At 65.9% G+C, this 24754-nt stretch carries 17 protein-coding genes; 6 read left to right on the forward strand and 11 right to left on the reverse strand.

Annotated elements, in window-relative coordinates; genetic code table 11:
- The first annotated feature begins 141 nt into the window (after nt 1-141).
- From efeU to efeB, 3 genes are read left to right on the forward strand one after another with little or no spacing between them, the layout of a single operon-like run.
- Entirely contained in the window at nt 142-1011 is an 870-nt protein-coding gene (gene efeU / locus E3T55_RS09305) for an iron uptake transporter permease EfeU (RefSeq protein ID WP_134519260.1), read from the forward strand.
- A gap of 53 nt (nt 1012-1064) precedes the next feature.
- Nucleotides 1065-2225 (forward strand): iron uptake system protein EfeO, encoded by a 1161-nt coding sequence (efeO, locus tag E3T55_RS09310; protein ID WP_134519261.1) that lies wholly within the window; start codon nt 1065-1067, stop codon nt 2223-2225.
- Between the two features lie 8 nt (nt 2226-2233).
- Entirely contained in the window at nt 2234-3553 is a 1320-nt protein-coding gene (gene efeB, locus E3T55_RS09315) for an iron uptake transporter deferrochelatase/peroxidase subunit (RefSeq protein WP_134519262.1), read from the forward strand.
- Nucleotides 3554-3690: 137 nt separating this feature from the next.
- On the opposite strand, the gene E3T55_RS09320 is transcribed toward efeB, so the two are convergent.
- The 3 genes from E3T55_RS09320 to E3T55_RS09330 all read right to left on the reverse strand — a co-directional run bounded on the left by E3T55_RS09320 (nt 3691) and on the right by E3T55_RS09330 (nt 9139).
- On the reverse strand, nt 3691-5166 hold the full coding sequence (locus tag E3T55_RS09320; protein ID WP_134519263.1) for an HNH endonuclease signature motif containing protein: 1476 nt from the start codon (nt 5164-5166) through the stop codon (nt 3691-3693).
- A 192-nt stretch (nt 5167-5358) separates the two neighbouring features.
- Entirely contained in the window at nt 5359-7266 is a 1908-nt protein-coding gene (typA, locus tag E3T55_RS09325) for a translational GTPase TypA (protein ID WP_134519264.1), read from the reverse strand.
- Between the two features lie 142 nt (nt 7267-7408).
- Nucleotides 7409-9139 carry a dipeptide ABC transporter ATP-binding protein gene (locus E3T55_RS09330; RefSeq protein ID WP_134519265.1) on the reverse strand — a complete coding sequence of 577 codons (1731 nt, stop codon included), beginning with the start codon at nt 9137-9139 and terminating at the stop codon, nt 7409-7411.
- A 98-nt stretch (nt 9140-9237) separates the two neighbouring features.
- On the opposite strand from E3T55_RS09330, the gene E3T55_RS09335 reads away from it, so the two are divergent.
- Complete coding sequence (locus tag E3T55_RS09335) at nt 9238-9816, forward strand: PH domain-containing protein (protein WP_166791728.1); 579 nt, start codon at nt 9238-9240, stop codon at nt 9814-9816.
- Nucleotides 9817-9839: 23 nt separating this feature from the next.
- On the opposite strand, the gene E3T55_RS09340 is transcribed toward E3T55_RS09335, so the two are convergent.
- From E3T55_RS09340 to E3T55_RS09370, 7 genes are all read right to left on the reverse strand, one after another.
- Nucleotides 9840-10901: an ABC transporter permease gene (locus E3T55_RS09340; protein WP_134519267.1), complete on the reverse strand. Its 1062-nt coding sequence runs from the start codon at nt 10899-10901 to the stop codon at nt 9840-9842.
- On the reverse strand, nt 10901-12433 hold the full coding sequence (locus tag E3T55_RS09345) for an ABC transporter permease (protein WP_134519268.1): 1533 nt from the start codon (nt 12431-12433) through the stop codon (nt 10901-10903). Before E3T55_RS09345 ends, E3T55_RS09340 begins: the two co-directional genes overlap by 1 nt.
- Before the next feature lie 117 nt (nt 12434-12550).
- Nucleotides 12551-14359 (reverse strand): ABC transporter family substrate-binding protein, encoded by a 1809-nt coding sequence (locus E3T55_RS09350; RefSeq protein WP_241992979.1) that lies wholly within the window; start codon nt 14357-14359, stop codon nt 12551-12553.
- A 285-nt stretch (nt 14360-14644) separates the two neighbouring features.
- Nucleotides 14645-16387, reverse strand: a complete 1743-nt coding sequence (locus tag E3T55_RS09355; RefSeq protein ID WP_134519269.1) for a dipeptide ABC transporter ATP-binding protein — start codon at nt 16385-16387, stop codon at nt 14645-14647.
- Entirely contained in the window at nt 16384-17358 is a 975-nt protein-coding gene (locus E3T55_RS09360) for an ABC transporter permease (RefSeq protein ID WP_134519270.1), read from the reverse strand. Before E3T55_RS09360 ends, E3T55_RS09355 begins: the two co-directional genes overlap by 4 nt.
- The gene (locus E3T55_RS09365) at nt 17348-18277 is read right to left on the reverse strand and encodes an ABC transporter permease (protein WP_134519271.1); all 930 of its coding nucleotides are present in this window, start codon (nt 18275-18277) and stop codon (nt 17348-17350) included. The genes E3T55_RS09360 and E3T55_RS09365 overlap by 11 nt, the downstream gene beginning before the upstream one ends.
- Before the next feature lie 158 nt (nt 18278-18435).
- Nucleotides 18436-20094, reverse strand: coding sequence for a peptide ABC transporter substrate-binding protein (locus E3T55_RS09370; RefSeq protein ID WP_134519272.1), 1659 nt, complete (start codon nt 20092-20094; stop codon nt 18436-18438).
- A gap of 272 nt (nt 20095-20366) precedes the next feature.
- On the opposite strand from E3T55_RS09370, the gene E3T55_RS09375 reads away from it, so the two are divergent.
- On the forward strand, nt 20367-20759 hold the full coding sequence (locus tag E3T55_RS09375) for a thiol-disulfide oxidoreductase DCC family protein (protein WP_134519273.1): 393 nt from the start codon (nt 20367-20369) through the stop codon (nt 20757-20759).
- A 94-nt stretch (nt 20760-20853) separates the two neighbouring features.
- Nucleotides 20854-21630: a CPBP family intramembrane glutamic endopeptidase gene (locus tag E3T55_RS09380; protein WP_241992987.1), complete on the forward strand. Its 777-nt coding sequence runs from the start codon at nt 20854-20856 to the stop codon at nt 21628-21630.
- Nucleotides 21631-21800: 170 nt separating this feature from the next.
- Here E3T55_RS09380 and gcvP read toward each other — a convergent pair whose 3' ends face one another.
- Entirely contained in the window at nt 21801-24749 is a 2949-nt protein-coding gene (gcvP, locus tag E3T55_RS09385; RefSeq protein ID WP_134519275.1) for an aminomethyl-transferring glycine dehydrogenase, read from the reverse strand.
- Nucleotides 24750-24754: the final 5 nt, after the last annotated feature.

The following is a 24754-nucleotide window of genomic DNA, read 5'->3' on the forward strand; positions in this document are numbered from 1 at the left end:
CAGGCGCCCTCGAAGAATTCTAACTAGACAGGCACCAGCCAGAGCACTAGAGTCTCACTTGGTAAGGATAGCCTTGCCTAGCTTTTTTAGATCTCCGCAGCTACGGTTCCCCGCAGCTCCTGGCCCCGACCGGAAGACCGCGTGCTCGCAAACTATCTCATCGGCCTGCGTGAAGGCCTCGAAGCAGCGCTGATCGTCACCATTCTTATCGCGTACCTCGTCAAACTCGATCGCCGCGACCTGATCCCGCGCATCTGGCTCGGGGTCGGTCTCGCCGTTCTACTCGCGCTGGGCATCGGCGCGGTGCTGACCTTCGGCACCTACGGGCTGTCGTTCACGGCGCAGGAGACGATCGGCGGGTTACTGTCGATCATCGCGACCGGTCTGGTGACCTGGATGGTTTTCTGGATGCTGCGCACCGCCCGCAACCTGTCCGGTCACCTGCGTAGCAACATCGACCACCACCTCGTGGGGTCCGGGCTGGGCCTCGTCGTGGTCGCTTTTCTGGCCGTGGGCCGCGAGGGCATCGAAACGGCGCTGTTCCTCTGGGCCGCCGTGCAGGCGACGGGTCAGACCACCCTGCCGCTGACCGGCGCAGCCCTCGGCATCCTGACCGCGGTCGCCCTGGGGTGGCTGATCTACGCGGGAATGCTGAAGATCAACCTGGCCCGATTCTTCACCTGGAGCGGCGCGATCCTCATCATCGTCGCCGCCGGAGTGCTGTCCTACGGCGTGCACGACCTGCAGGAGGCCGGCCTGTTGCCGGGCCTGCACTCCCTGGCCTTCAACGTGAGTGCCGCCGTGCCGCCGGACAGCTGGTACGGCACCCTGCTGAAGGGCACCCTGAACTTCTCCCCCGCCACGACCTGGCTCGAGCTTCTCGTCTGGGTCGGCTACGTCGTGCCCACCCTCGCGCTGTTCATCAGGCTGAGCCGGCGCCCCACGTCGGCGTCGGCACCCACGCCGGCCGCTGCGAGCAGCCGGCCGCGCGCATCCGTCGACGCGCTCTAATTCGACACGCTCCAACGCTTTCGTCTCGACCCCACCCCATCAGAAGGATTGCCATGCGCGCCCCGCTCCCCCTCCTCGCCCTCGGCGCTCTCGCCCTGCTCGCACTCACCGGCTGCGTCGCCAACAACCCGGCGGGCACCGGCGATGGATTGACAGTGGACAGCAGCGCCGACGGATGCTCCGTCTCGGCCTCCGAGGTCGCCGCCGGAACCACGAGTTTCAGCGTCACGAACTCGGGTGACCAGGTCACCGAGTTCTACCTGCTCGGGGACGACGGCCTGCGCATCGTCGGAGAGGCCGAAAACATCGGCCCCGGCCTCACCCGTGATCTCGTCGTGCAGCTCGCCGAGGGCAGCTACTTCACCGCCTGCAAGCCCGGAATGGTCGGCGACGGCATCGGCAAGGCCGCCTTCACCGTGACGCCGTCGGAGTCGGGCACGGTCGTCAACGCCGACCTGGACAAGCAGGTCGAGACCGCGAACACGAACTATTCCTCGTACGTGAAGGACCAGATCGCCCAGCTCGTCACCGGCACCGACTCGTTCGCCGCCGCCTACGTCGCGGGCGACTTCGACACCGCCCGAACGTTATATGCCGCGACGCGCATGCACTGGGAGCGCGTCGAGACGGTCGCCGAGTCGTTCGGCGACCTCGACCCGAAGCTCGACCTGCGCGAGGCCGACCTCGAAGAGGGCCAGGACTGGACCGGCTGGCACGCGATCGAGAAGGACCTCTGGCCCGCAGAAGCCGAGGCCGGCTTTGCCGCGTACAGCGCCGAGAAGCGCGCGAGCCTCGCCGAACAGCTCGTCGTCGACACCGCCACGCTCAACGACAACGTGCAGGGCCTGAGCTTCACGCTCTCCCAGCAAACCAACGGCGCGATCGGCCTGCTCGACGAGGTCGCAAGCGGCAAGGTCACCGGCGAGGAGGAATTCTGGTCGCACACCGACCTCTGGGACTTTCAGGCCAACATCGACGGCGCCACGGTGCTCTACGCGGGCGTACGCGACATTCTCGTCGAAGAAGACGCCGATCTTGCAGTCAGCCTCGACAGCGAGTTCGCGTCGCTGCAGCAGCTGCTCGACGCCCAGCGGGTGGGCGACGGCTTCACCCTCTACACCGACCTCGAGCCGGCCGAGATTCGGGCCTTCGCCGATCAGGTCAACGCCCTCGCCGAGCCGCTCAACCAGCTCACCGCCACCCTCGTGCTGTGAGCCGGGCCATGCCTGAAGACACGGCCACCCAGACCCCGGCACCGACCACGGCTGCCGTTGATCCGGTGCGCGGGTTCTCCCGGCGCGCCCTCTTCGGCCTGGCCGGAGCGGGTGCGGTTGGCCTCGGGCTCGGTGTTGCCGGTGACCGGGCCGCAATCGCGGCGGCTGCAGCGGCGTCACCCACCGGCGGCTCCGTCAGCTACCCGTTTTTCGGCACCCACCAGGCCGGCATCGTCACCCCCGCGCAGGACCGTCTGCACTTCGCGGCCTTCGACGTCGCGGATGACCTCTCCCGCGACGATCTGATCGAACTGCTGCAGGACTGGAGCACGGCCGCCGCACTCATGACGGCCGGCCGCGATGTGGGCGAGTTCGGCTCGGTCAACGGCCCGTACGACGCCCCACCGGAGGACACCGGCGAGGCGCAGGGGCTGCCGCCCGCGGGCCTGACGATCACCTTCGGCTTCGGGCCGACGCTTTTTCAGGCAGCGGATGGCGCGGATCGTTTCGGTCTCGCCGCCCGCCGCCCCGAAGCACTCACCCCGCTGCCGCACTTTCCCGGCGACATGCTCGAGGCCGGCCGCAGCGACGGCGACCTCTGCATTCAGGCCTGCGCCGATGACCCGCAGGTCGCGGTGCACGCGATCCGCAACCTGTCGCGCATCGCCTTCGGCCGGGCGGCGATTCGCTGGTCGCAGCTCGGGTTCGGGCGCACCTCCTCCACGTCGACGAGCCAGGCCACCCCGAGAAATCTCTTCGGTTTCAAGGACGGCACCGCCAACATCAAGGCCGAGGAACCTGACGCCGTGAATGATCAGGTGTGGGTCGGGGACGGTGACGGCCCCACATGGCTGGCGGGCGGATCGTATCTGGTGGCCCGGCGCATCCGCATGACGATAGAGACCTGGGACCGCACCCTGCTGCGCGAGCAGGAGACCGTGTTCGGCCGCACGAAGGGTGCCGGGGCACCCCTGTCGGGCGGTACCGAGTTCAGCGAACCCGACTTCGTGATCGTTGGGCGCGCGGACGCACCGCTGATCGACCACGCCGCGCACGTGCGGCTGGCACACCCGACCCAGAACGCGGGCACCCGGATGCTGCGGCGCGGCTACAACTTCGTCGACGGCAACGACGAACTCGGCCGCCTCAACGCCGGCCTGTTCTTCATCAGCTTTCAGCGCTCCCCCGAACAGTTCACCCGGGTGCAGCTGAACCTCGCCAAGAACGATGCCTTGAACGAGTACATCCGACACGTCGGCAGCGCCCTCTTTGCCGTGCCCCCCGGCGCCGCGACCGGCAGTTACGTCGGCGCCGCCCTCTTTGCCTAACTCCCGCCGACGAACAACCGTGGCTGGATCAAACAACCGTGGCTAGATCAAACAACCGTGGCTAGATCAAACAACCGCGGCTAGATCAAACAACCGCGGCTAGATCAAACAACCGTGGCTAGATCAAACAACCGTGGCTAGAACGGTGGCGGGGCGTCTCGGTCGATCGGCGGAATCTGGATCGGCGGTACCTGGATCGGGGTGGCGGGGTCGGTGTAGTAGACGTGTCCGGTCGGTGAGGTCCAGGCGAGGACGCCGTCTTTCACCTGCACGAGCTGCCATCCGGTTTGGTGTTTGAGCAGATGGTGCATTTTGCATAGGTGTGAGAGGTTGTCGTGGGTCATTTGCCCGCCGAATTGGCGGTCGAGGGTGTGGTCGATCTCGGATAGTCGGGCGGGTCGGCCGCAGCCGGGGAATCGGCAGGTTCCGTCGCGCACCTGGAGGAACCGTTTCAGGTCCGCCGGCACCTGGTCGGGGTTCTTGCTCACCGAGAGGACGACGCCGGTTTCGGGGTGGGTGAGCAGGCGGATCCAGCTGGTCGCGGTGCCGGCCAGCCGGCGGGCGGTCTCTGCGTCGATCGGGCCGTAGCCTTCGAGGGTGGCGGGGTCGTCGTTTTTGCCCATCAGGGTCAGTGCCGGCACGGTCACGTGCACCGTTGCGACGATGCCGGCGCCGAGGCCGTCGTCGGTGACGCCGCGCAGCAGCAGGTCGCTGGCCACATCGGAGCGCAACTGGGTCAGGGTGCGTTTCTCGTCGGCGCCCTGCAGGCTGAGGGCGATGTCGGTGATGCGGGCGTGCGCGGCCTCGGCCCAGTCGGCGGACTGGTAGAACTCCAGCATCGCCATGCCATCGTGCCGCGGCAGGAATCGCACGGAGCGGTCGCCCAGGCACATCTCCCGCCGCTTCTCAATCGACCACGGATGCTGACGCTCCCGCACCTGACGTGCCACCGCCCTAAACCGCACCGGCGTGGTGCGGGCCGCTCGTGGCAGGACCGCCGCCTCGAAGTCCTCGAGGGCCTCGGCGGGCAGCGCACGAATCTCTTCGACCACGGTGCGGGCGTGCTGGTAACTGATCGTGCCGTCGCCGAGGGCCGCGAACGTCTGCGGCAGCCGATTGACCAGCATCGAACTCTCCAGCAGGATCCGGCCGGCGCTGACCTCGGGAATGCGCAGCGCACAGGCAACCTCGGCCCGCAGGCCGCGCATGGCCACTTCGTAACCATCCCACTGCGCACCGGTAATCGGGATGCCCGGCAACACCGCCCGCTCGGTGAACTCCTGCGCCGCCGCGATCGCCACCGCCCGATCCCGATGCGCCGCCGCGAGACGACGCTCGGTCGCCACGATCGTATCGATATGCGCGGCCCGCTCCGAAGCGAACCGGTCAGGCGGCACCGGGACAGCATCCGGATCCGCCGGCTCCTCATGCTGGATGTCGGCCCACCACTTCAGGTCGTAATCGGCCAGTACCTGCACGTCAGCCCAGTCATCCACACCAGCCCAGTCATCCACGCCAGCCCAGTCATTCAAGCCAGCCCAGTCACCCACGGCACCGCCCTGGCCGCCCGGGGCATCGGGCGGGGGACTTTCCTCACTCTCGGTAGTCTTCATGAGCAATAGTCAACACCGACCCTCCGACATTCCAGCCCCGACCAGACCCCAAATCGGGTCTAAATCAGTGATACCCAAAAAGAACTTTTCAGTATTTTTCACACCGCTCCCGCGTGCCGGATCCACGCAGAGGACTTAAAGCCAGAACCCCCGCAGCCGAGGCTGCGGGGGTTCTGTGGTTCAGAAGAGGACTTAGGCGTCCAGCTTCTTCACGCGCGAGACCAGGCGCGAGCGAGCGCCGGCCGTGAGCTCAACCTTGCGAATACGCACGGCGGCGGGGGTGACCTCGACGCACTCGTCTTCACGGGCGAACTCGAGGCACTGCTCGAGCGAGAGCACCTTGGGCGGCGTCATCGACTCGAACGAGTCCGAGCTGGACTGACGCATGTTGGTCAGTTTCTTTTCCTTGGTGATGTTGACGTCCATGTCGTCGGCGCGCGAGTTCTCGCCGATGACCATGCCCTCGTACACCTCGGAGGTCGGCTGCACGAAGAACGACATGCGCTCCTGCAGGTTGATGATCGCGAACGGGGTGACCGATCCTTGGCGGTCGGCCACGATCGAGCCGTTGGTGCGGGTGCTGATGGTTCCGGCCCAGGGCTCGTAGCCGTGCAGGATCGCGTTGGCGATACCGGTACCGCGGGTGTCGGTGAGGAACTGGGTGCGGAAGCCGATCAGGCCACGCGAGGGAACGATGAATTCCATGCGAACCCAGCCGGTGCCGTGGTTGGCCATGTTCTCCATGCGGCCCTTGCGGGCGGCGAGAAGCTGCGTGATCGCGCCGAGGTACTCTTCGGGCGCGTCAATGGTGAGGTGCTCGAAGGGCTCGTGGATCTTGCCGTCGATGCGCTTGACAACCACCTGCGGCTTGCCGACGGTGAGCTCGAAGCCTTCGCGACGCATCTGCTCGACGAGGATGGCGAGGGCCAGTTCTCCACGGCCCTGCACCTCCCAGGCATCCGGACGTCCGATGTCGACGACCTTGAGCGAGACGTTACCGACCAGTTCGCGGTCGAGACGGTCCTTGACCATGCGAGCGGTGAGCTTGTGGCCCTTGACCTTGCCCATGAGCGGCGAGGTGTTGGTTCCGATGGTCATCGAGATGGCCGGGTCGTCGACCGTGATGGTCGGCAGGGGGCGCACGTCTTCGGGGTCGGCGAGGGTCTCACCGATGGTGATGTTCTCAATACCGGCAACGGCAACGATGTCGCCGGGGCCGGCGCTCTCGGTCGGGTAACGGTCGAGCGCCTTGGTGATGAGCAGCTCGGTGATCTTGACGTTGCTGACGGTGCCGTCCTGCTGCACCCAGGCCACGGTCTGGCCCTTCTTGATCGTGCCCTGGAAGATACGCAGCAGCGCGAGGCGGCCGAGGAACGGCGAGGCGTCGAGGTTGGTGACGTGCGCCTGCAGGGGGTGCGTGTCATCGTAGGTCGGTGCCGGAATGTGCTTGAGGATCGCGTCGAACAGCGGCTCGAGGTCGTCGTTGTCGGGCAGGGTGCCGTCTTCGGGCTTGTTCCAGCTCGCGGCACCGTTACGGCCAGAGGCGTAGACGACGGGCACGTCGAGAACGGCGTCGAGGTCGAGGTCGGGGAAGTCGTCGGCCATGTCGCTCGCGAGACCGATGAGCAGGTCCTGGCTTTCGGCCACGACCTCGTCGATGCGCGCGTCGGGACGGTCGGTCTTGTTGACCAGCAGAATGACGGGCAGCTTGGCTTCGAGCGCCTTGCGCAGCACGAAACGGGTCTGCGGAAGCGGACCCTCTGAGGCGTCAACGAGCAGAACGACACCATCGACCATGGACAGGCCGCGCTCGACCTCGCCACCGAAGTCGGCGTGGCCCGGGGTGTCGATCACGTTGATCGTGATGGGGCCATCCTTAGCGTGGATGCCCTTGTACGAGACCGCCGTGTTCTTGGCGAGAATCGTGATGCCCTTTTCGCGCTCCAGCTCGTTGGAGTCCATGGCACGTTCTTCGACCTTGGAGTGGTCGGCAAACGAGTCGGTCTGCTGGAGCATCGCGTCGACCAGCGTCGTCTTACCGTGGTCAACGTGAGCGACGATGGCAACATTTCGGAGGTTATTGCGCGTAGCAATCGCCATAAAAATAGATCCTTACGAAGAATGAATGCCGCAGACTACCGCTGGCGACGAAGAATGGAAACAAGGGGTCATAGGCTGACCCAAAGTACTATCCTACCGTATCCTCACGGCGGCTCGACGGAGAACGCGGCGCAGGGCTGATCTAGGCGGCGCCCGAGAGCTTCGCGGCCTGGCGCGCCTCGCGGCGCAGGCGCTGTTCGGCCGGGTCTGGAACCGGAACCGCGCTGATCAGACGCTGCGTGTATGCCTCCTGCGGTGACCGCAGAATCTGGGCGCTCGTACCCTGCTCGACGAGCTTGCCCTTGTGCATCACGGCAATGCGGTGCGCGAGGGCGTCGACGACCGCGAGGTCGTGGCTGATGAACAGGCAGGCGAAGCCGAGGCTGCCCTGCAGCTCCTGCAGCAGGTCGAGGAACCGTGCCTGAACCGAGACGTCGAGCGCGCTCGTGGGTTCATCGGCAATGAGCAGGTCGGGATGCAGGGCCAGCGCACGGGCGATGCCGACCCGCTGCTTCTGCCCGCCGGAGAGTTCGTGCGGAAAGCGGTTGCGGTAGCTCGTGGGCAGCTCAACCTGCTCGAGCAGGGTCTGCACGCGCTTGTCGAGTTCGTCGCCGCGCGCCTCGCCCGAGAGGTACAGGGGCTCTCCGATCGACTCGCCGATCGGCATCCGTGGGTTCAGCGACGACGCCGGGTCCTGAAAGACGATGCCGGCCTTGCGGCGCAGCGGGCGCAGGTCCCGCAGGCTCGCCTTCGAGATGTCCAGGCCGCAGCTGATCAGGGTTCCGTCGGCGATCGGCAGCAGTCCGACGGCGGCCCGCCCGAGCGTTGTCTTGCCCGAACCGGACTCCCCCACGAGCCCGACGATCTCGCGCGGGAAGACCTGAAAGTTGATCTCTTTTGCGGCACGGAATGCCGGGATGCGGCCGCGCTTGGGGTAATCGATGGCCACGTTCTGAAAGTCGAGCACGGGGGCGCCGCCGGCCACCCGCGCGACCTGTTCGCGCTCGACGGTCTCGATGCCGCGCCCGAGGTGCGGCACCGCGGCCAGCAGCTGCTGGGTATACGGATGCTGCGCGTTGTTGTAAATTTCGTCGATCGTTCCGGTCTCCACCGTGAAGCCGTTCTTCATGACGAGAACCCGGTCGGCGAGGTCGGCCACGACGCCCATGTCGTGGGTGATCAGGATGATGGCGCTGTCGAGGCGGGTGTGCAGGTCGCGCAGCAGGTCGAGAATCTCGGCCTGCACCGTGACGTCGAGGGCCGTGGTGGGCTCGTCGGCGACGAGCAGCACCGGGTCGCACGAAATCGACTGCGCGATCATGGCCCGCTGACGCTGACCACCGGAGAGTTGGTGCGGAAACTTGTTGAAGGTGAGTTCAGGCGTGGGCATTTCGACCATCGTCAGCAGCTCGATCGCCCGGGTCTTCGCCTCGGCGGGAGACATGTCGAAGTGCGAGCGCAGCGCCTCGGAGATCTGGAAGCCGACGGTGTAGACGGGGTTCAGCGCCGTCATCGGCTCCTGAAAGATCGTCGCCACGGTATTGCCGCGCACCTTGCGCAACTCCGCCTCCGGAATGCCGTTGATCTCCTGGCCGAGGAGTTTGATGGAGCCCTGAATGCGCGCGTTCTGCGGCAGCAGGCCCAGCAGGGCCATGGTGCCGGTGCTCTTTCCGGAGCCGGACTCCCCCACGATCGCGAGTACCTCGCCGCGGCGCACCTGATAGTTCATGCCGATGCTGGCCGGGAACAGTTCGCCCTCGACCCAGAAGTCCACGTCAAGGTCGGTGACCTCGAGCACAACCTCGGGAAGCCCGTCGCGGGCCGGTGAAGCGGATGCTGCGTCGGAGTTTCCGAGGGCTGCTGCGTTAGTCATTGCTCACGATCCTGTTTGATAGCGCTAAGTGATAGTGCGAAAATAGTCGGATGCCCACCGAGCCGTCTGAACCTCGTCCGACTTTTGAGTATCGCCCGATGTTCGGGCGTGTGCTGGCCTGCATCGTTGGCGTGGTCTGCCTGGCCGGTGTGATCGGGCTGGCATTGGCTGGTGACAACGGCAACCTGCTGCGCACGGTCTGGCTGCCGATGCTGCTGGCATTCCTCGCTTTCGCCCTGTTCTGGCGTCCGAAGATTGTCGTTGCCGACGAAGCCGTGACGGTCGTGAATGTGTTTCACACCGTCGTCGTGCCGTGGGGCCTGATCGAGCGCATCGACACCCAGTACAGCGTGACCCTGCACACACCCACCCGTCGCGTGTCGGTGTGGGCGGCGCCGAGCCCCGGAGTGCGCGGGGCGATCGGCATCGAACGTGCCGATGTGCAGAACCTCAGCACGTCGGCCTACGGCGCCGGAAACAGCGTGCGCCCCGGCGATTCGGTCAGCACTCCCTCTGGACAGGTGGCCTTCGTGCTGCGTCAGCGTTGGGAAGAGCTGCAGGGCGAGGTGCCCGCCAACCCTGCTCCGGGCGCCCTGCTCTACACGCTCCACCGCACCACGATCGCCGTGTTCGGCGCTCTGTTGCTGGGCTTCGCGCTGGGCGCCCTGCTCCCCTAGTTCCACGATCTGCACCGCCGCACCTACTTCGGCGTGCGGGTGGCGTGGGCGCGACGAGCGAGCGCCTTCGCGAGCGCCTTCGGCGACGGCATCTTCTTCTGGCGCGGGTCGAAGGCATCCCGCAGCCCGTCGCCGATGAAGTTGACGGTGAGAGCGATGACGATGATGAACACACCGGGCCACCAGAACAGCCAGGGCCGCGTCGCGAACGCGGCCTGGTTCTCTGACACGATCACGCCGAGTGAGGTGTCCGGGCTCTGCACCCCGAAGCCGAGGAAGCTGAGCGCCGTCTCGGCAAGGATGGCCCCGGCCATGAGCAGGGTCGCACTCACGATGATGACACCGACCGAGTTCGGCAGGATGTGCTTGAAGATGATGCGCTTGTCGCTCGCGCCGGATACCCGGGCGGCATCCACAAATTCGCGTTCCCGCAGGGAGAGAAACTCGCCGCGCACCAGCCGGGCGAGGCCGGTCCAGGCGAACAGCCCAAGGAACAGGCCCAGCACGGGTGCTCCGAAACCGCCGACCGCACGGCCGACGACCGCTCCGATCACGAGGAACGGAATGGTGATGATGACATCGGTGAAGCGCATCAGCAGGGCGTCGCCGATGCCACGGTAGAAGCCGGCGAGTGACCCGATCAACACGCCGAGGCCGGTTCCGACCGCTCCAACGAGCACCATGATCATGATGGACTGCTGCGCGCCGCGCATGACGAGGGCGAAGATGTCCTTGCCGATCTGGTCCTGGCCGAACGGGTGCGGGCCGATGCCGAAGCCCGGCCCTGGAATCAGGTTCAGTGTGGGAACCCCGCGGTTGATCAGCGGCGGGGTCGCGTTCCAGTGCCACTGCCACCAGCCGGGGATGCTGATGCCGAACATGTGCAGCCCGACCGAGCTGTAGGCCAGCACGATCACGAAGGCCAGCACGATGATCGAGATGACCGCGCCCTTGTGGTGGAAGAAGCGCTTGCGCACGATCTGACCCTGGCTGAGGCCGACCGTTTGCCGCTGCTCGATCGTGGTTTCGTCGGCGGATCCTCCGTCAGACGGCGGCACCTGCAGGGCGGAGTTGAGCTCAGACATTAGGACACCCGAATTCTGGGGTCGAGGGACGCGTAGAGAAGGTCGGCGACCAGGTTGAAGACAACGGCGAGCAGACCGGTCACGACGAAGAAGGCCATGACCGGGTTCGGGTCAATGTGACGCAGTCCCTCCAGGAAGAGCTGGCCCATACCGCTCCAGCCGAACACGGTCTCGGTGATCACCGCGCCGCCGATCAGGGCACCGATGTCGAGGGCGATCACCGTGGAGATCGGGATGAGCGCGTTGCGCAGGGCGTGACGCACCACGACAGTGCGCTGCGTGAGACCCTTCGACCGAGCGGTGCGAATGTAGTCCTGATTCATCACCTCGAGCATGCTCGCCCTGGTGTAGCGGGTGAGGCTCGCGAAGGAGATCAGAATGATCGCGATCGTCGGCAGCAACAGGTGGGTGAAGGTATCGATGCCCTGGATCCAGAAGTTTCCGCCGAGGTTCGGGGTCGCCGATCCGATCGTGGCGATCGGGCGACCGTTGATGCGCGTGGAGTTGAAATAGGCGTTCCAGTACATCAGGAACCCCTCGAGTGCGATCACGGCGCCGATGATGAAGGCGACGATGGCCGAGGTGCGGGCCGACTGCCAGCGGTCGCGTCCGCCGAAGAAATAGCCGATCACACCTCCGCCGATGATGGCGCCGACAGCGAGCGCCAGGAACAGCGGCAGGTTCATGCCGGGGAAGACGAAATAGGTCATCGGGTAGTACAGTGCGATGCCCACGACGGCGGTCACCAGAGCACCCCGCACGGCGTGCTTGTTCGCAAGGCCAACGGAGATCGCGGTGACTCCGAGTGCCGCGGCAATCGCCGTGACGGCAACACCCACGATGCCCACGTTCGGGGTCGTGAACCAGTTGGTCAGTTCGAAGTAGACGAGCATGGCCGCGGTCGATGCTGTTGCCACCCCGAGGGTGACGAGCCGGCGTTTGGCCGCTCCGCCCAGAAAGGACATCCAGAGCAGGCCGGACACGATCGAGATGCCGATCACGACCGGAACGCCGATCAGGGGGTCGGCGAGCCAGTTGTTGAAGCCGATGGCGATGTACTGCTTGAGCAGCACGGCCACCCAGAAAATGGGGAGCGAGAAGAACAGGAACGACGCGAAGGTGATCGAGTAGTCGTATCCGCTGTACTGGCGAAGGGCCGTAGTGATACCGACGATCAGGCCGACAACGATGGCGATGATCTGGGCGCCGGTGACCAACTGCAGTGTTGATCCCATGGCCTGTTCCAGCAGCGTGAGCACGGGCAGTCCCTGCACGTTGACGCCGAAATCGCACTGGCCGACGAAGCACTGGCCGACGCCGCCGAGCCAGAGAAAGTACCGAAGAAATGGGGGAACGTCAAGGTTGAGTCGCATGCTGAGCGAGTCCATGAGCTGTTGCTTGTTCGGGGCATTGCCCTGGCGCAGTTCCTCGAGCGGATCGCCGGACAGGGCGACGAGCATGTACATGAGAAACGTTGCGGCCAAAAGAACGAAAAAAGCGGCGATCAGACGCCGGGTGACAAATGAAGCCATGAGCGGTGGCAACCTACCTGTAGTCGGGGGAAGGCGCTGGGACCAGTTGGTCCCAGCGCCCGCACTGCATGTCAATCGTTAGTCGAGATTTCACTCGTTAATCGAGCTGGGGCTCCACTATGCGTCTGCCAGTGTCCAATCCCAGACGTTCCAGAAGATGGTCGGCGCCAGAATCGACGGCTCGATGCCCTCGATCTTGTCGCTGAACGCCGTGACTCCGGGGAACTGGAAGATCGTGACCCCGTAGTAGTTGTCGTAGAGCAGCTTGTCGAGTTCCTGCTGAAGCGCAACCTGTGCTTCAGGGTCGAACTCGCCACTCAGCTCCTGGATGACCGAGTCGACCTCTTCGTTGGAGAAGAAGTTCATGTTGTTGATGCCGCCGGTTTCGAACGTCGGTCCCGATTCCGTCACCGCGAGGCTCGTGGACTGCCAGCCGAACAGCGAGGCGTCGTACGCGCCGGGGGTTCCGAGCAGGCCACCCCATTCGGTGCTGCCGCAGTCGGTCACGTTGAAGCCGGCGAGGGCTGCGGAGGTCTGGATCAGCTGGAACTCGTTGACCCGACGCGGGTTGTTCGAGGCGTAGAGCACGCAGACCTCGGGGCTCGTCACTCCGGCCTCGGCGAGGAGTGCCGTGGCACCCTCGACGTCGACGTCGGCGTAGGCCTCTGAGCCGTTGGCGGCGACGGAGTCGTCGTAGCCTGCGGCGCCCGGAACGAGAATCTGCGAACCACGCAACTCGGCGTCGTCGCCGACGATCGGCTTGATGAGCTTGTCGAGGATCTCCTGACGCGGGATGACCTTCAGGAAGGCCTCACGCACGAGCGGGTCGTTGAAGACACCGCTCTTGGACTGGTCGACCTGCAGGTCGACGTGCTCGTAGGTTCCTTCAACGCCCTTGATCACCGTGACGTTCTCAACCGCGTCGAGCGCGGTCACGAGGTCGGAGGTGGACTGGGGCGAGATGACATCGACGTCGCCGTTTTCGAGCGCCTGAACGGCAGCGAGCGGGTCGTCGATGAAGCGAACCGTGATCTCTTCGATCGACGGGGTGTTCGCTCCGGTGTAGTCGGGGTTCGCCGTGAGAGTGATGTACTGGTCGGCTACGAACGCGGAGATCGTGTACGGGCCGGTTCCGAGGTAGAGCTCGGGGTCATCGGGCAGTTCGGTGAAGTTGAAGCCGCCGTTCCAGAACGAGGAGATCGGTGCGAGGGCGGCATCGTCGCCGTCTTCGATGGCCGCGACAACGGCATCCTTGGCCTCGGCGTTGTCGGTGAGCTCGAGGGCGTTCTTGCCCACGACGTGTGCGGGCAGGGCGCTCGGCAGGGCCAGCTCCCAGTCGACGTACGGCGAGCTGTAGACCATGGTCATCGACTTGCCGTCGTCGCTGATGGTGGGGGTGTCGCGCACGAGACCCAGGCCGGAGTCGGGCTGGGCGCCGGAGTCGAAGTAGACGACGTCGGTGGGGAACGCGTCGGTGAATTCACCGGTTTCCGCATCGGTGAAGTCGGCGGGATCGAAGTCGGGGGTGTCGAGGGAGCGCGAGTTGGCGGCCCAGTCGAGCAGCAGGTCGGCAGCGTCGACGTCGGTTCCGTCTGACCACTTCACATCGTCGGCGATGGTGTACTTCACCGTGAGCGGGTCTTCGGAGACCATTTCGTAGCTGCCGAAGGCCTCGTTCGTCACCAGCTCCGGGGTGTTGTCGTAGTAGTTGAACCAGTCGTTCGTCATGTAAATGATGTTGTTGTTGGCCGTCGCGTTACCGAAAGAGGTCGCCCCGTTGTACGAGTAGAAGGCCTGGTTCCATGCGACGTTGACCGACGTACCGGTGTCGAGTCCGGAATCGGCCGTGGGGGCCGAACAGCCGGACAGAACGAGCGCGGCGGCGCCAACGGTGGCAACAGTTGCCCCGATGCGTCTGATTCTCATATTTCCTCCTGTGCAGGGTGGACCAGTGAAAGTGATCCGCAGAGGCTCACTTCCGTGCTGGGTACCTTTGACCCTAGGGAGGGGTAGACACCAGCGCCTAACAAAGTCGCGAAACGTTACACGTTGGTAACCAATAATTGCGAATAATTGGCTGGAATGCACAAATTCATCGATGTAAGCGCTTCAACTGACTGAGAACGTTCGTCACACCGCCGGTTTACTCAATTATCTTGATTCACCGGCGATGCCCGGAGCGGCCCAGAGCGGCCCAGTAGAGCCTGGACGCTACCGGCCGAACTCGAAGTCCCCGCCGGGAATCGCCGCGAGCAACTCCTGAGTGTAGGCCTGCTGCGGGTTGTCGAAGACGTCGTCCGTCGACGCCGCCTCGACGATGCGACCCTTCTGCATGACACAGACGTTGTCGGCCACGAGGCGAACCACCGCGAGGTCGTGCGTGATGAACAGGTAGGTCAGCTCGAGTTCGGTCTGCAGCTCGGTCAGCAGGTTCAGAATCTGGCCCTGCACGAGCACGTCGAGCGCCGATACCGCCTCATCGAGCACGAGCACGTCGGGCTTGAGGGCGAGCGCCCTGGCGATGGCGATGCGCTGCCGCTGCCCGCCCGAGAGCTCGCTCGGGTAGCGAAACTGAGTCGCCGCCGGTAGCGACACTTGGTCGAGCAGCTCGAGTACGCGAGCCTGACGCTCTCTACGGGAGCCGATGTTGTGTGCGAGCAGTGGTTCGGCGATCGTATTGCCCACGTTGTACTGCGGATCGAGCGAGCCATACGGGTCCTGGAACACGGGCTGCACGCGCCGTCGAAACTTCAGCAGCTCCTTGCCCTTGAGCCCGGCCACGTCTGTGCCGTCAAACGCGATGCTGCCGCTCGTGAGGGACTCGAGCTGCAGAATCAGTTTGGCAACGGTGGATTTGCCCGAGCCCGACTCGCCGACGATCGCCGAGGTGGTGCCCTTCTTGATACCGAAGGACACATCGTTCACCGCGAGCAGCTCGGTGTACTTGAGCCCCTTGGTGCGGATGCGGTACATCTTGCTCACGCCCTGGACCGTGATGAGGTCGCCGGACGGTGCCAGCTCTTCCCGAATCGCGGCCCGGTCGATCAGTGCGGTGTCGGTGCCTCCACTGGAGTAAATATCCGCTGCCTCATCGTGCTTCTTCGCCTGGATGCGCTTGGAGGCGAGGCTCGGTGCCGCCGCCACCAGGCGCTGCGTGTACGGATGCTTCGGGTTGGCCAAAATCTGCTGTGACGGCCCCGACTCGACGATCTTGCCCTTGTACATGACCACGAGCTGTTCGGCCCGCTCCGCGGCGAGGCCGAGGTCGTGGGTGATGAACAGCACGCTGGTGCCGTAGTCGCGGGTCAGGGTGCCGAGGTGGTCGAGGATCTGGCGCTGCACGGTCACGTCGAGCGCACTCGTTGGCTCGTCGGCGATCAGTAGTTTCGGGCGGCTCGAGAGGCCGATGCCGATCAGCACCCGCTGGCGCATGCCGCCGGAGAACTGGTGCGGGTACTGCTTGAGACGGTCTTCGGCGTCGCTGAGGCCGGCCTCCTGCAGCACTTCGACCGTGCGCGCACGCAGGGCCTTGCCGCGCAGGTCGCTGTTGGCCTTGATCGCCTCTTCGACCTGGAAGCCGATGTTCCACACCGGGTTGAGGTTCGACATCGGGTCCTGGGGCACGTAGCCGATCTGGCTGCCGCGCACGCCCTGCATCTCGGTCGCCGTCAGCGCGGTCAGGTCGCGGCCCTGGAACAGAATCTGCCCGGCCGTCACCCGCCCGGTGCCGGCCAGCAGATTTATGATGGCCTGCGCCGTCGTGGTCTTGCCCGAGCCGGACTCCCCCACGATCGCGAGGGTCTGACCCGCGTAGAGGGTGAGGCTGACGCCGCGCACGGCGGGAACGACACCGTACTGGGTCGTGAAGCCGACCTCGAGGTCGCGAATCTGCAGCAGCGGGCTGCTGTCATCCACGGAAATGGTGGGAATGGACTGGGTTACTAACCGGGTCATCGGCGTGCCCTCGCTTGGGGGTCGAGGGCGTCGCGAACCACGTCGCCGAGCATGAGAAAGGACAACACGGTCACCGAGAGTGCGGCTGCGGGATACAGCAAGACCTGGGGGGCCGTGCGAATGGTGCTCTGGGCGTCGCCGATGTCGTTGCCCCAGCTCATGATGCCCTCGCCCAGACCGATGCCGAGAAAGGACAGCGTGGCTTCGGCCACGATGAACGTACCGAGTGAGACCGTCGCGATGACGATGACGGGGGCGATCGCGTTCGGCAGCACGTGGCGCACGAGAATCGTGAACTTCGACACTCCGAGGGCGACGGATGCCGTCACATAGTCGGAATTGCTGGCCGTCAGTACCGCGCCGCGCATGATGCGGGCGATCTGGGGCCAGGCGAAGATCGACATCACGAGCGCGATCGTCACCGGAGTGCGGTCGGGCAGCACGGAGAGCAGCACGATGGCGCCGAGCACGGTCGGAACGGCGAAGAAGATGTCGCCGATGCGGGAGACGATCGCGTCGAGAAATCCGCCGTAGTACCCGGCGAGGGCACCGACGACGATGCCAACGATCGTGACGAGTACCGTGGCGAGAATTCCCACGGTGACGGATGCCTGCGTGCCGAAGATCACGCGGGCGTAGATGTCACAGCCCTGAAAGGTGAAGCCGAGGGGATGCCCGGCCTCTGGCCCGCCGTTGCTGTTTCCGAGCTCGCAGCCGTCGTTGGGCTGGGCGCTCGCGAACAGTCCGGGAAAGATCGCCACGAGGGCGACGAGCAGAATCAGGGCGGAGGAGATCCAGAAGGTGGGCCGGCGACGCATGGCCTGCCAGGCATCCGACCACGTACTGCGCGCCTTCTGACTCTCGTCGAGCTTGTCGAGCGGGGCCACCGGAGTGTCCTCGAGCGCGGCAACGAAGTGCTCCTGATCGGGGCGGGTGCCCCGCGGGGCGTCGGGAACGGTACTACTTGGCATAACGGATCCTCGGGTCCAGGGCTGCGTAGAGCAGGTCCACGAACAGGTTGGCGACGACGAAGATGACCACCATCACGGCGATGAAGGAAACCACCGTTGGCCCTTCGCCGAGCTGGATGGCGTCGTAGACGGTGCCGCCGACGCCGTTGATGTTGAAGATTCCCTCGGTGACGATGGCGCCGACCATGAGCGAACCGATATCGACACCCAGAAAGGTGACGACGGGAACGAGCGAGTTGCGCAGCACGTGCACGGTCACGACTCGAGGCCGGGACAGTCCCTTCGCCGTCGCGGTGCGCACAAAATCAGCGCCCAGATTGTCCGACACGCTGGCACGGGTGAGGCGCACGATATAGGCGAACGAGACGGATGCCAGCACCAGCGCGGGCAGGATCAGTTCGTCCAGCGGCGCTGCCCCACTCACCGTGGTGCGGAATATCCCAAGCTGCACGCCGAAGACGAACTGCAACACAAAACCGATGACGAAGGTCGGCACACTGATCAGCAGCAGGCTCACGACGAGGGCGCTCGCGTCGAACAGTTTGCCCTTGCGGAGGCCCGCGACGAGACCGACGAGGATACCCGCGCTGGCCTCGAAGAACAGGGCGAGCATGGCCAGACGGGCCGTGATCGGGAAGGCGGAGGCCATGACCTCGGAGACCGGGCGACCAGAGAAGGTCGTGCCCAGGTCGCCCTGGAAGAAGCCGCCGATGTAGAGCAGGTACTGCTGAATCAACGGTTTGTCGAGGTTGTACTCGGCGCGGATCTGGGCGATCACGCCCGGGGAAACCGGGCGGTCACCGTAGAGGGCCGCGATCGGGTCGCCGGGAAGGGAGAAGACCATGAAGTAGATGAGAAAGGTGGCGCCAAAGAACACGGGGATCATCTGGAGCAGGCGCTTGCCGGTGTACCAGAGCATCAGGTCGCCACAGTGGAACGAATGAGCATGAAAATCGCAATCGATGAAGTGACTCTTGTCGCTGCGCGCGAAAGTCGCGCCAGTCTTGGGTGTGCGCTGTCCGGGGCACGAGGCCCCGAACAGCGCACGGTGAAGCAGGTTCTCAGGTGGCGGGCGCGCTACTCCTTGGTGATGTTGGAGTACAGCGGAACGGAATCCCAGCCGAACTCAACGTTCTGAACCGTGTCGGCCCAGACGCCGGTGACGTTGGCGTACCAGAGCGGAACGGTCGGCAGGTCCTTGAGCAAAACCTCCTGCGCTTCCACGTACTTCGCCGTGGCGTCTTCGACGCTGGATGCCGAGGCACCCTCGTCGAGCAGGCCGTCGAACTCTTCGCTGCTGTAACCCTCGTAATTCGAGCCGGCGCCGGTCTTGTACAGCGGGGCCAGGAAGTTGTACATCGAGGGGTAGTCCGCCTGCCAGCCGGCACGCGTCGCACCGGTCAGGGTCGCGGCCGAGCGGTCATCGAGCGCGGCCGCGAAGGTCGGGTACGGCTTGCCGGCTGCTTCGATGTCGAGCGTATTCTTGATGCTGTTGACCACGGCGTCGACCCAGGCTGAGTGGCCTCCGTCGGAGTTGTAGGCGATGTCGAAGGTGTCCTCGTAGGGCGAGATCGCATCCGCTTCGGCCCACTTGGCGACGGCCTCCTCGGGATTGTACTCGAGAACCTCTGAGCCCTCGAGGGAGTCCGAATAGCCGTCGATGACCGGCGACGTGAAGTCGGTCGCCGGGGTGCGGGTGCCCTGGAAGATGACGTCGGTGATCTCTTCGCGGTTGATCGACATCGAGATCGCGGCCCGGCGCAGTTCGCCTTCTTCACCGCTCCAGTGCTCGAGGTAGTACGGCATGTTGAAGGCCTGGAATACGGCGGCCGGCTGGTTCACGAACGTGTCCGGAAAGTCGGACTGGTAGCTCGCGAAAGCGGATGGCGGCAGCGCATCGAGCACATCGAGGTCACCGCCCTGCACGGCCGCGTAGGCACCCTCCTGGGTGCCGTAGAAGACGATGTCGAGGCCGCCGTTCTTGGGCACCCGCACGCCCGCATAGTCGGGGTTGGTCACGAGGGCGATCTGCACGTCGTGCTCCCACGCTCCCTCGGCGGCGAGTTCGTACGGGCCGTTGCCGATCGGGTTCTCGCCGAAGGCATCCATGTCTTCGAAGGCGACCTTGGGAAGCGGGGAGTAGGCGGTGTAGCCCAGTCGCAAGGGCCAGTCGGCCTCGGCGGTGGCGAGTTCGACCGTGAAGGTCGTGTCATCCACGACGGTCAGGCCGCTCATGGTCTCGGTGAGCGGGTCGCCGACCTGCAGCGGAGCGCCGGCCTCGTCAACCGCGCCGGACGGGTCGTCCATGGTGTTCTGCACGTCGGAGTAGCCGACGATGTTGTCGAAGAAATACGAGGATCCCTGAGCGTTGTCGTAGAGCGCCCCGTAGTTCCAGGCGTCGATGAACGACTCGGAGGTGACCGGTTCGTCGTTGGTGAAGGTCCAGCCGTCATTGAGCGTGACGGTCCAGGTCGTCGCGTCGTCGGACTCGATGGACTCGGCAACCTCGAGCTCCTGCTCACCCGTTGCGCTGTAGGACACCAGCCCCGCGAAGACCGACGTGACGATCTTGCCGCCACCGGCCTCGGTGGTGTTGGTGGGAATCAACGGATTCTGCGGTTCGGAGCCGTTCGTGGTGACGATCGCGCTCCCGTCGCCCGTTGATTGCGGTTCGGATGAGCAGCCGCTGAGCGCGAGCGCTCCGACGGCGGCCAGAGCGATGGCAGTGGTGCCCATTCTCCTGATTTTCAATTGTCCTCCAGTGCACAGGGGGTACCCGGCAAGGCTCGTGGCCACGCCGTTGTACCAGTTCTATGTACCCTAGATAGGGGTCAGAGCATCCCCCCACTCGGGGGGCTTAACGTTACCGATACGAAACATTTGACCTGCTATAAGTGCAGTATTCTAGTAAATTGTGCAGAAATGCTCGGTTAATGGCCTGTCGGCGCTCTGTCAGCGGGCCCTCAGAGAGAGCGGCAGAGCGGCAGCCGCAATGACAGAATGAGCACATGGCCCCCGCGACGGTTCCGCTCTCTGCCCTGCTCATCTTTGACGGGGACTGCGGCTTCTGCACGACCGCTGTGACCTGGGCCACGCGGCTGTTGCCGGCTATGCCGCACGCCTCCCCGTTTCAGTGGACCGACCTCGAGACCTACGGCGTGACGCTCGCCCAGGCCACCCACCGGGTCTGGTTCGTCGCCGACGGTCGACGCTACGGCGGCGCGGCCGCGGTCGCTGCCATCCTGCGCCGCCAGCCGATCGCCGCCCTGAGGTTCTGCGGCTGGCTCGGTACGGTGCCACCGTGGTCATGGACCGCCGAGGTCGGCTACCGGCTGGTCGCTCGCTACCGCCACAGGCTGCCCGGCGGCACGCCGGCCTGCAGGATGCCCGCCGGTGCCTGAACGCTCCGCATCCGAGCGGCCCGCGCCTGGTCGGCCGTCGCCCGAGCGGCCGTCGCCCGAGCGGCCCGCGCCTGCCCCGCAGGGCGGGCTCGTCGTGCCCGCCCTGTCCCGGCCCGACAAGACGCGACTGTACTGGGAGGTCGCGATCGTTCTCGGGCTGTCGCTCGGGGCATCCGCTGTCTATTCGATCGTGTCGATCATTGCCCGGCTGACGGATGTCACGCCCCTCGCCGAGCAGTCGGCCACACTGAACGGGTCGCAGTCCCCGCGGGAGTGGCTCGACTTCACGTACCAGTTTCTGGGCATCGTCTTCGGGGTGTTCGCCGTCGCACTCGTGCTCTTTCTGCTGTGGCGGCCGGGGCTGAGCGCGTTTCGGCGCATCGGCTTCGACCTCACTCGGCCGGGGCGCGATGTTCTCGGCGGCCTGGGGCTGCTGCTCGTCATCGGCATTCCGGGGCTGGGCCTCTATCTGGCGGGTCGGGCATTGGGCTTCACGGTCGCCGTCGTGCCGTCTCCGATCGACACCTTCTGGTGGACGATCCCCATTCTCGTACTCTCGGCGCTGCGGGCGGCACTGCTCGAGGAGATCATTGTCGTGGGCTACCTGTTCACCCGGCTGCGCGAGCTCGGCTGGTCGCGGTGGACGATCATCCTGTCGTCGGCCGTGCTGCGCGGCAGCTACCACCTGTACCAGGGAATCGGGCCGTTCTTCGGCAACGTCGCGATGGGAGTGGTGTTCGGCTGGTGTTACGAGCGCTGGGGTCGCACGATGCCGCTCGTGGTGACGCACTGGCTGCTCGACATTCTCTCGTTCGTCGGCTACCCGCTCGCGCTGGCCTGGTTTCCGGGGCTGCTGGCCCCCGCCAGCTGACCTCGCGCGGATGACCTCGCACGGATGACCTCGCGCGGATGACCGCGCCCAAAACGGGTGGCCGCTACGGCCGTTACCGTAGCGGCCACCCCGGTTGTTGAGCCCGTCGAAACATAGGGGCGGTGGTGAGCGAGACCCCGCATCACCACCGCTATTCGACCGTCCGCACCCTACTCGAAGGCCTCCGGCGGCGGGCAGGAGCAGGCCAGGTTGCGATCCCCGAAGGCGTTGTCGATGCGACGCACCGGCGGCCAATACTTGCCACGCACGAGCGAGGCGAGCGGGTAGACCGCCGTCTCCCGGTCATACGGATGCTCCCACTCCCCCGAAATCACGGCCTGCGCCGTGTGCGGTGCATTGTGCAGCGGGTTGTCGTCGGCCGGCCAGGTGCCGGCGCCCACGGCATCCGCTTCGGCCTTGATCGCGAGCATGGCCTCGACGAAGCGGTCGATCTCGCCGAGGTCTTCGCTCTCGGTCGGTTCGACCATGAGCGTGCCGGCCACCGGAAAGCTCATCGTCGGCGAGTGGAAGCCGTAGTCGATCAGGCGTTTCGCGACGTCGTCGACGGTGACCCCGGTCGCCGCCGTCAGCGGCCGCAGGTCGAGGATGCACTCGTGCGCGACGAGTCCGTTCTCGCCCGAGTAGAGCAGCGGGTAGGCGCCTGACAGGCGCGAGGCGACGTAGTTCGCGGCGAGTACGGCTGCTCCGGTGGCGGCGCGCAAGCCGTCGGCGCCCATCATGCGCACGTAGGCCCAGGAGATGGGCAGGATGCTCGGGCTGCCGTACGGCGCCGCCGAGACCGGCCCGCCGCCGTGTACGACGGTCGCGGTGGGCTGGTCAGGGGGCGTCAAGAGGTAGTGCTCGTCGCTCTGGGCGAGCGGATGCCCCGGCAGGAACGCCGCGAGGTGGGCCTTGGCCGCGACCGGGCCGACGCCCGGGCCGCCCCCGCCGTGCGGGATGCAGAACGTCTTGTGCAGGTTGAGGTGCGACACGTCGCCGCCGAAATCGCCGTAGCGCGCGAAGCCGAGCAGGGCGTTGAGGTTGGCGCCGTCGACGTAGACCTGGCCGCCGGCGTCGTGCACCGCGCGGCAGATGGTGGCGACCTCATGCTCGTACACCCCGTGCGTCGACGGGTAGGTGATCATGAGCGCGGCGAGGTCGGCGGCGTGCTCGGCGATCTTCGCCTGCAGATCGTCGAGATCGACGTTGCCGAGGCTGTCGCAGGCGACGACGACGACGCGCATGCCGGCGAGGGCGGCGGATGCCGCGTTCGTGCCGTGCGCGCTCGAGGGAATCAGGCACACCGTGCGGGCCGTATCCCCCCGGGAGCGGTGGTACCCGGCAATGGCCAGCAGGCCGGCGAGTTCGCCCTGGCTGCCGGCGTTCGGCTGCAGGGACACGGAGTCGTAGCCGGTGACGTCGGTCAGCCACGTTTCGAGCTGGCGCACGAGGCCGAGGTAGCCCTCGACATCCGCTCGCGGAGCGAAGGGGTGCAGGCCGGCAAACTCGGGCCAGCTGACGGCCGCCATCTCGCTCGCAGCATTGAGCTTCATGGTGCAGCTGCCGAGCGGGATCATGCCACGGTCGAGCGCGTAGTCGGCGTCGGCGAGGCGCTTGAGGTAGCGCATCATGCTCGTCTCCGAGCGGTGCGTGTTGAAGACCGGGTGGGTGAGGAATTCGCTCGTGCGGGCCAGTTCGACCGGAAGCCCCTCGACCGCGGTGCCGAAGTCGACGTGGCCGAAGGCGTCCGAGCCGCCGAAGGCCTGCACGACCCAGGACAGGTCGGTCAGCGTCGTGGTCTCATCGACCGAGAGGCCGAGGGTGTCCGCATCGATCAGGCGCAGGTTCACGTCGTTGTCGGCGGCGCGGGCGAGAATCTCCTCGGCGCGGCCGGGCACCGACACGAGCAGGGTGTCGAAAAAGCTCGCCCCGAGCACCTCGGCGCCGGCGGCGGTCAGGGCCGCGGCGAGCTGCCCGGCCTTCTCGTGCACCTGGCCGGCGATCTGGCGCAGCCCGTCGGGCCCGTGGTAGACGGCGTACATGCCGGCCATCACGGCGAGCAGCACCTGCGCGGTGCAGATGTTCGAGGTCGCCTTGTCGCGGCGGATGTGCTGCTCGCGCACCTGCAGCGCGAGGCGGTAGGCCGGGTGGCCGTCGGCGTCGACGCTCACTCCGACGAGGCGGCCCGGCAGCTGGCGTTCGAGGCCCTTTCGCACGGCCATGTAGCCGGCGTGTGGTCCGCCGAAACCCATCGGCACGCCGAAACGCTGGCTGGTGCCCACGGCGACATCCGCGCCGAGTTCGCCGGGCGAGGTGATGAGGGTGAGGGCGAGCAGGTCGGCCGCGACGACGGCGAGGGCCTTCTGCTCGTGCGCGAGGGCGATGACGGATGCGGGATTCCACACCCGTCCGCTGGCCGCCGGATACTGCACGAAGACACCGAAGTACTCGCCGAGGTCGGCGGCGGTGGTCTGCTCGTTGAGGTCGACGACGGCGAGTTCGATGCCGAGGGCGGCCGCGCGGTTCGCGAGCAGCGCGTGGGTCTGCGGGAAGGCATCCGCATCGACGATGAAGCGGCGGGCGGCGACCTTGGAGGCGCGGCGGGCCAGCAGCATGCCCTCGACCACGGCGGTGGACTCGTCGAGCATCGACGCGTTCGCGGTCGACAGGCCGGTGAGGTCGGCGATCATGGTCTGAAAGTTGATGAGGGCTTCGAGGCGGCCCTGCGAGATCTCCGGCTGGTAGGGCGTGTACGCGGTGTACCAGCTCGGGTTCTCGAACACGTTGCGCTGGATCACGGCGGGCGTGATCGTGTCGTAGTAGCCGAGGCCGATCATCGACCTCTTGACGGTGTTCCACTCCGCCATGACGCGCAGTTCGGCAATCGCCTCCCGCTCGGTCGCGGCCGGCGGCAGGGTGCTGTCGCCGGGGGTGCGGAAGGAGTCGGCGTGGATGTTCGCCGGGATCGCGGCATCGACGAGGGCGTTCAGGGAGTCGTAGCCGAGGGTGGCCAGCATGTGCTGCTGGGCGGCGGCATCCGTGCCGATATGGCGTTCGACGAAGGGCAGGGCGGCGGGTGCGGGGGTCGTGCGCAGGGTCGGGGAGCTCGACATAGTCATAACGG

It is taken from the genome of Cryobacterium frigoriphilum (assembly GCF_004403305.1).
GTDB lineage: Bacteria > Actinomycetota > Actinomycetes > Actinomycetales > Microbacteriaceae > Cryobacterium > Cryobacterium frigoriphilum.

What these genes read in the sequence shown, in the direction of transcription:
- E3T55_RS09345 (WP_134519268.1), bottom strand. Translation starts at nt 12,433, where the DNA reads ATGGCTTCATTTGTCACCCGGCGTCTGATCGCCGCTTTTTTCGTTCTT.
- typA (WP_134519264.1), bottom strand. Translation starts at nt 7,266, where the DNA reads ATGGCGATTGCTACGCGCAATAACCTCCGAAATGTTGCCATCGTCGCT.
- E3T55_RS09320 (WP_134519263.1), bottom strand. Translation starts at nt 5,166, where the DNA reads ATGAAGACTACCGAGAGTGAGGAAAGTCCCCCGCCCGATGCCCCGGGC.
- E3T55_RS09330 (WP_134519265.1), bottom strand. Translation starts at nt 9,139, where the DNA reads ATGACTAACGCAGCAGCCCTCGGAAACTCCGACGCAGCATCCGCTTCA.
- E3T55_RS09355 (WP_134519269.1), bottom strand. Translation starts at nt 16,387, where the DNA reads ATGACCCGGTTAGTAACCCAGTCCATTCCCACCATTTCCGTGGATGAC.
- E3T55_RS09335 (WP_166791728.1), top strand. Translation starts at nt 9,238, where the DNA reads ATGTTCGGGCGTGTGCTGGCCTGCATCGTTGGCGTGGTCTGCCTGGCC.
- E3T55_RS09370 (WP_134519272.1), bottom strand. Translation starts at nt 20,094, where the DNA reads ATGGGCACCACTGCCATCGCTCTGGCCGCCGTCGGAGCGCTCGCGCTC.
- E3T55_RS09375 (WP_134519273.1), top strand. Translation starts at nt 20,367, where the DNA reads ATGGCCCCCGCGACGGTTCCGCTCTCTGCCCTGCTCATCTTTGACGGG.
- E3T55_RS09360 (WP_134519270.1), bottom strand. Translation starts at nt 17,358, where the DNA reads ATGCCAAGTAGTACCGTTCCCGACGCCCCGCGGGGCACCCGCCCCGAT.
- efeB (WP_134519262.1), top strand. Translation starts at nt 2,234, where the DNA reads ATGCCTGAAGACACGGCCACCCAGACCCCGGCACCGACCACGGCTGCC.
- E3T55_RS09340 (WP_134519267.1), bottom strand. Translation starts at nt 10,901, where the DNA reads ATGTCTGAGCTCAACTCCGCCCTGCAGGTGCCGCCGTCTGACGGAGGA.
- efeO (WP_134519261.1), top strand. Translation starts at nt 1,065, where the DNA reads ATGCGCGCCCCGCTCCCCCTCCTCGCCCTCGGCGCTCTCGCCCTGCTC.
- E3T55_RS09365 (WP_134519271.1), bottom strand. Translation starts at nt 18,277, where the DNA reads ATGCTCTGGTACACCGGCAAGCGCCTGCTCCAGATGATCCCCGTGTTC.
- gcvP (WP_134519275.1), bottom strand. Translation starts at nt 24,749, where the DNA reads ATGACTATGTCGAGCTCCCCGACCCTGCGCACGACCCCCGCACCCGCC.
- E3T55_RS09350 (WP_241992979.1), bottom strand. Translation starts at nt 14,359, where the DNA reads ATGAGAATCAGACGCATCGGGGCAACTGTTGCCACCGTTGGCGCCGCC.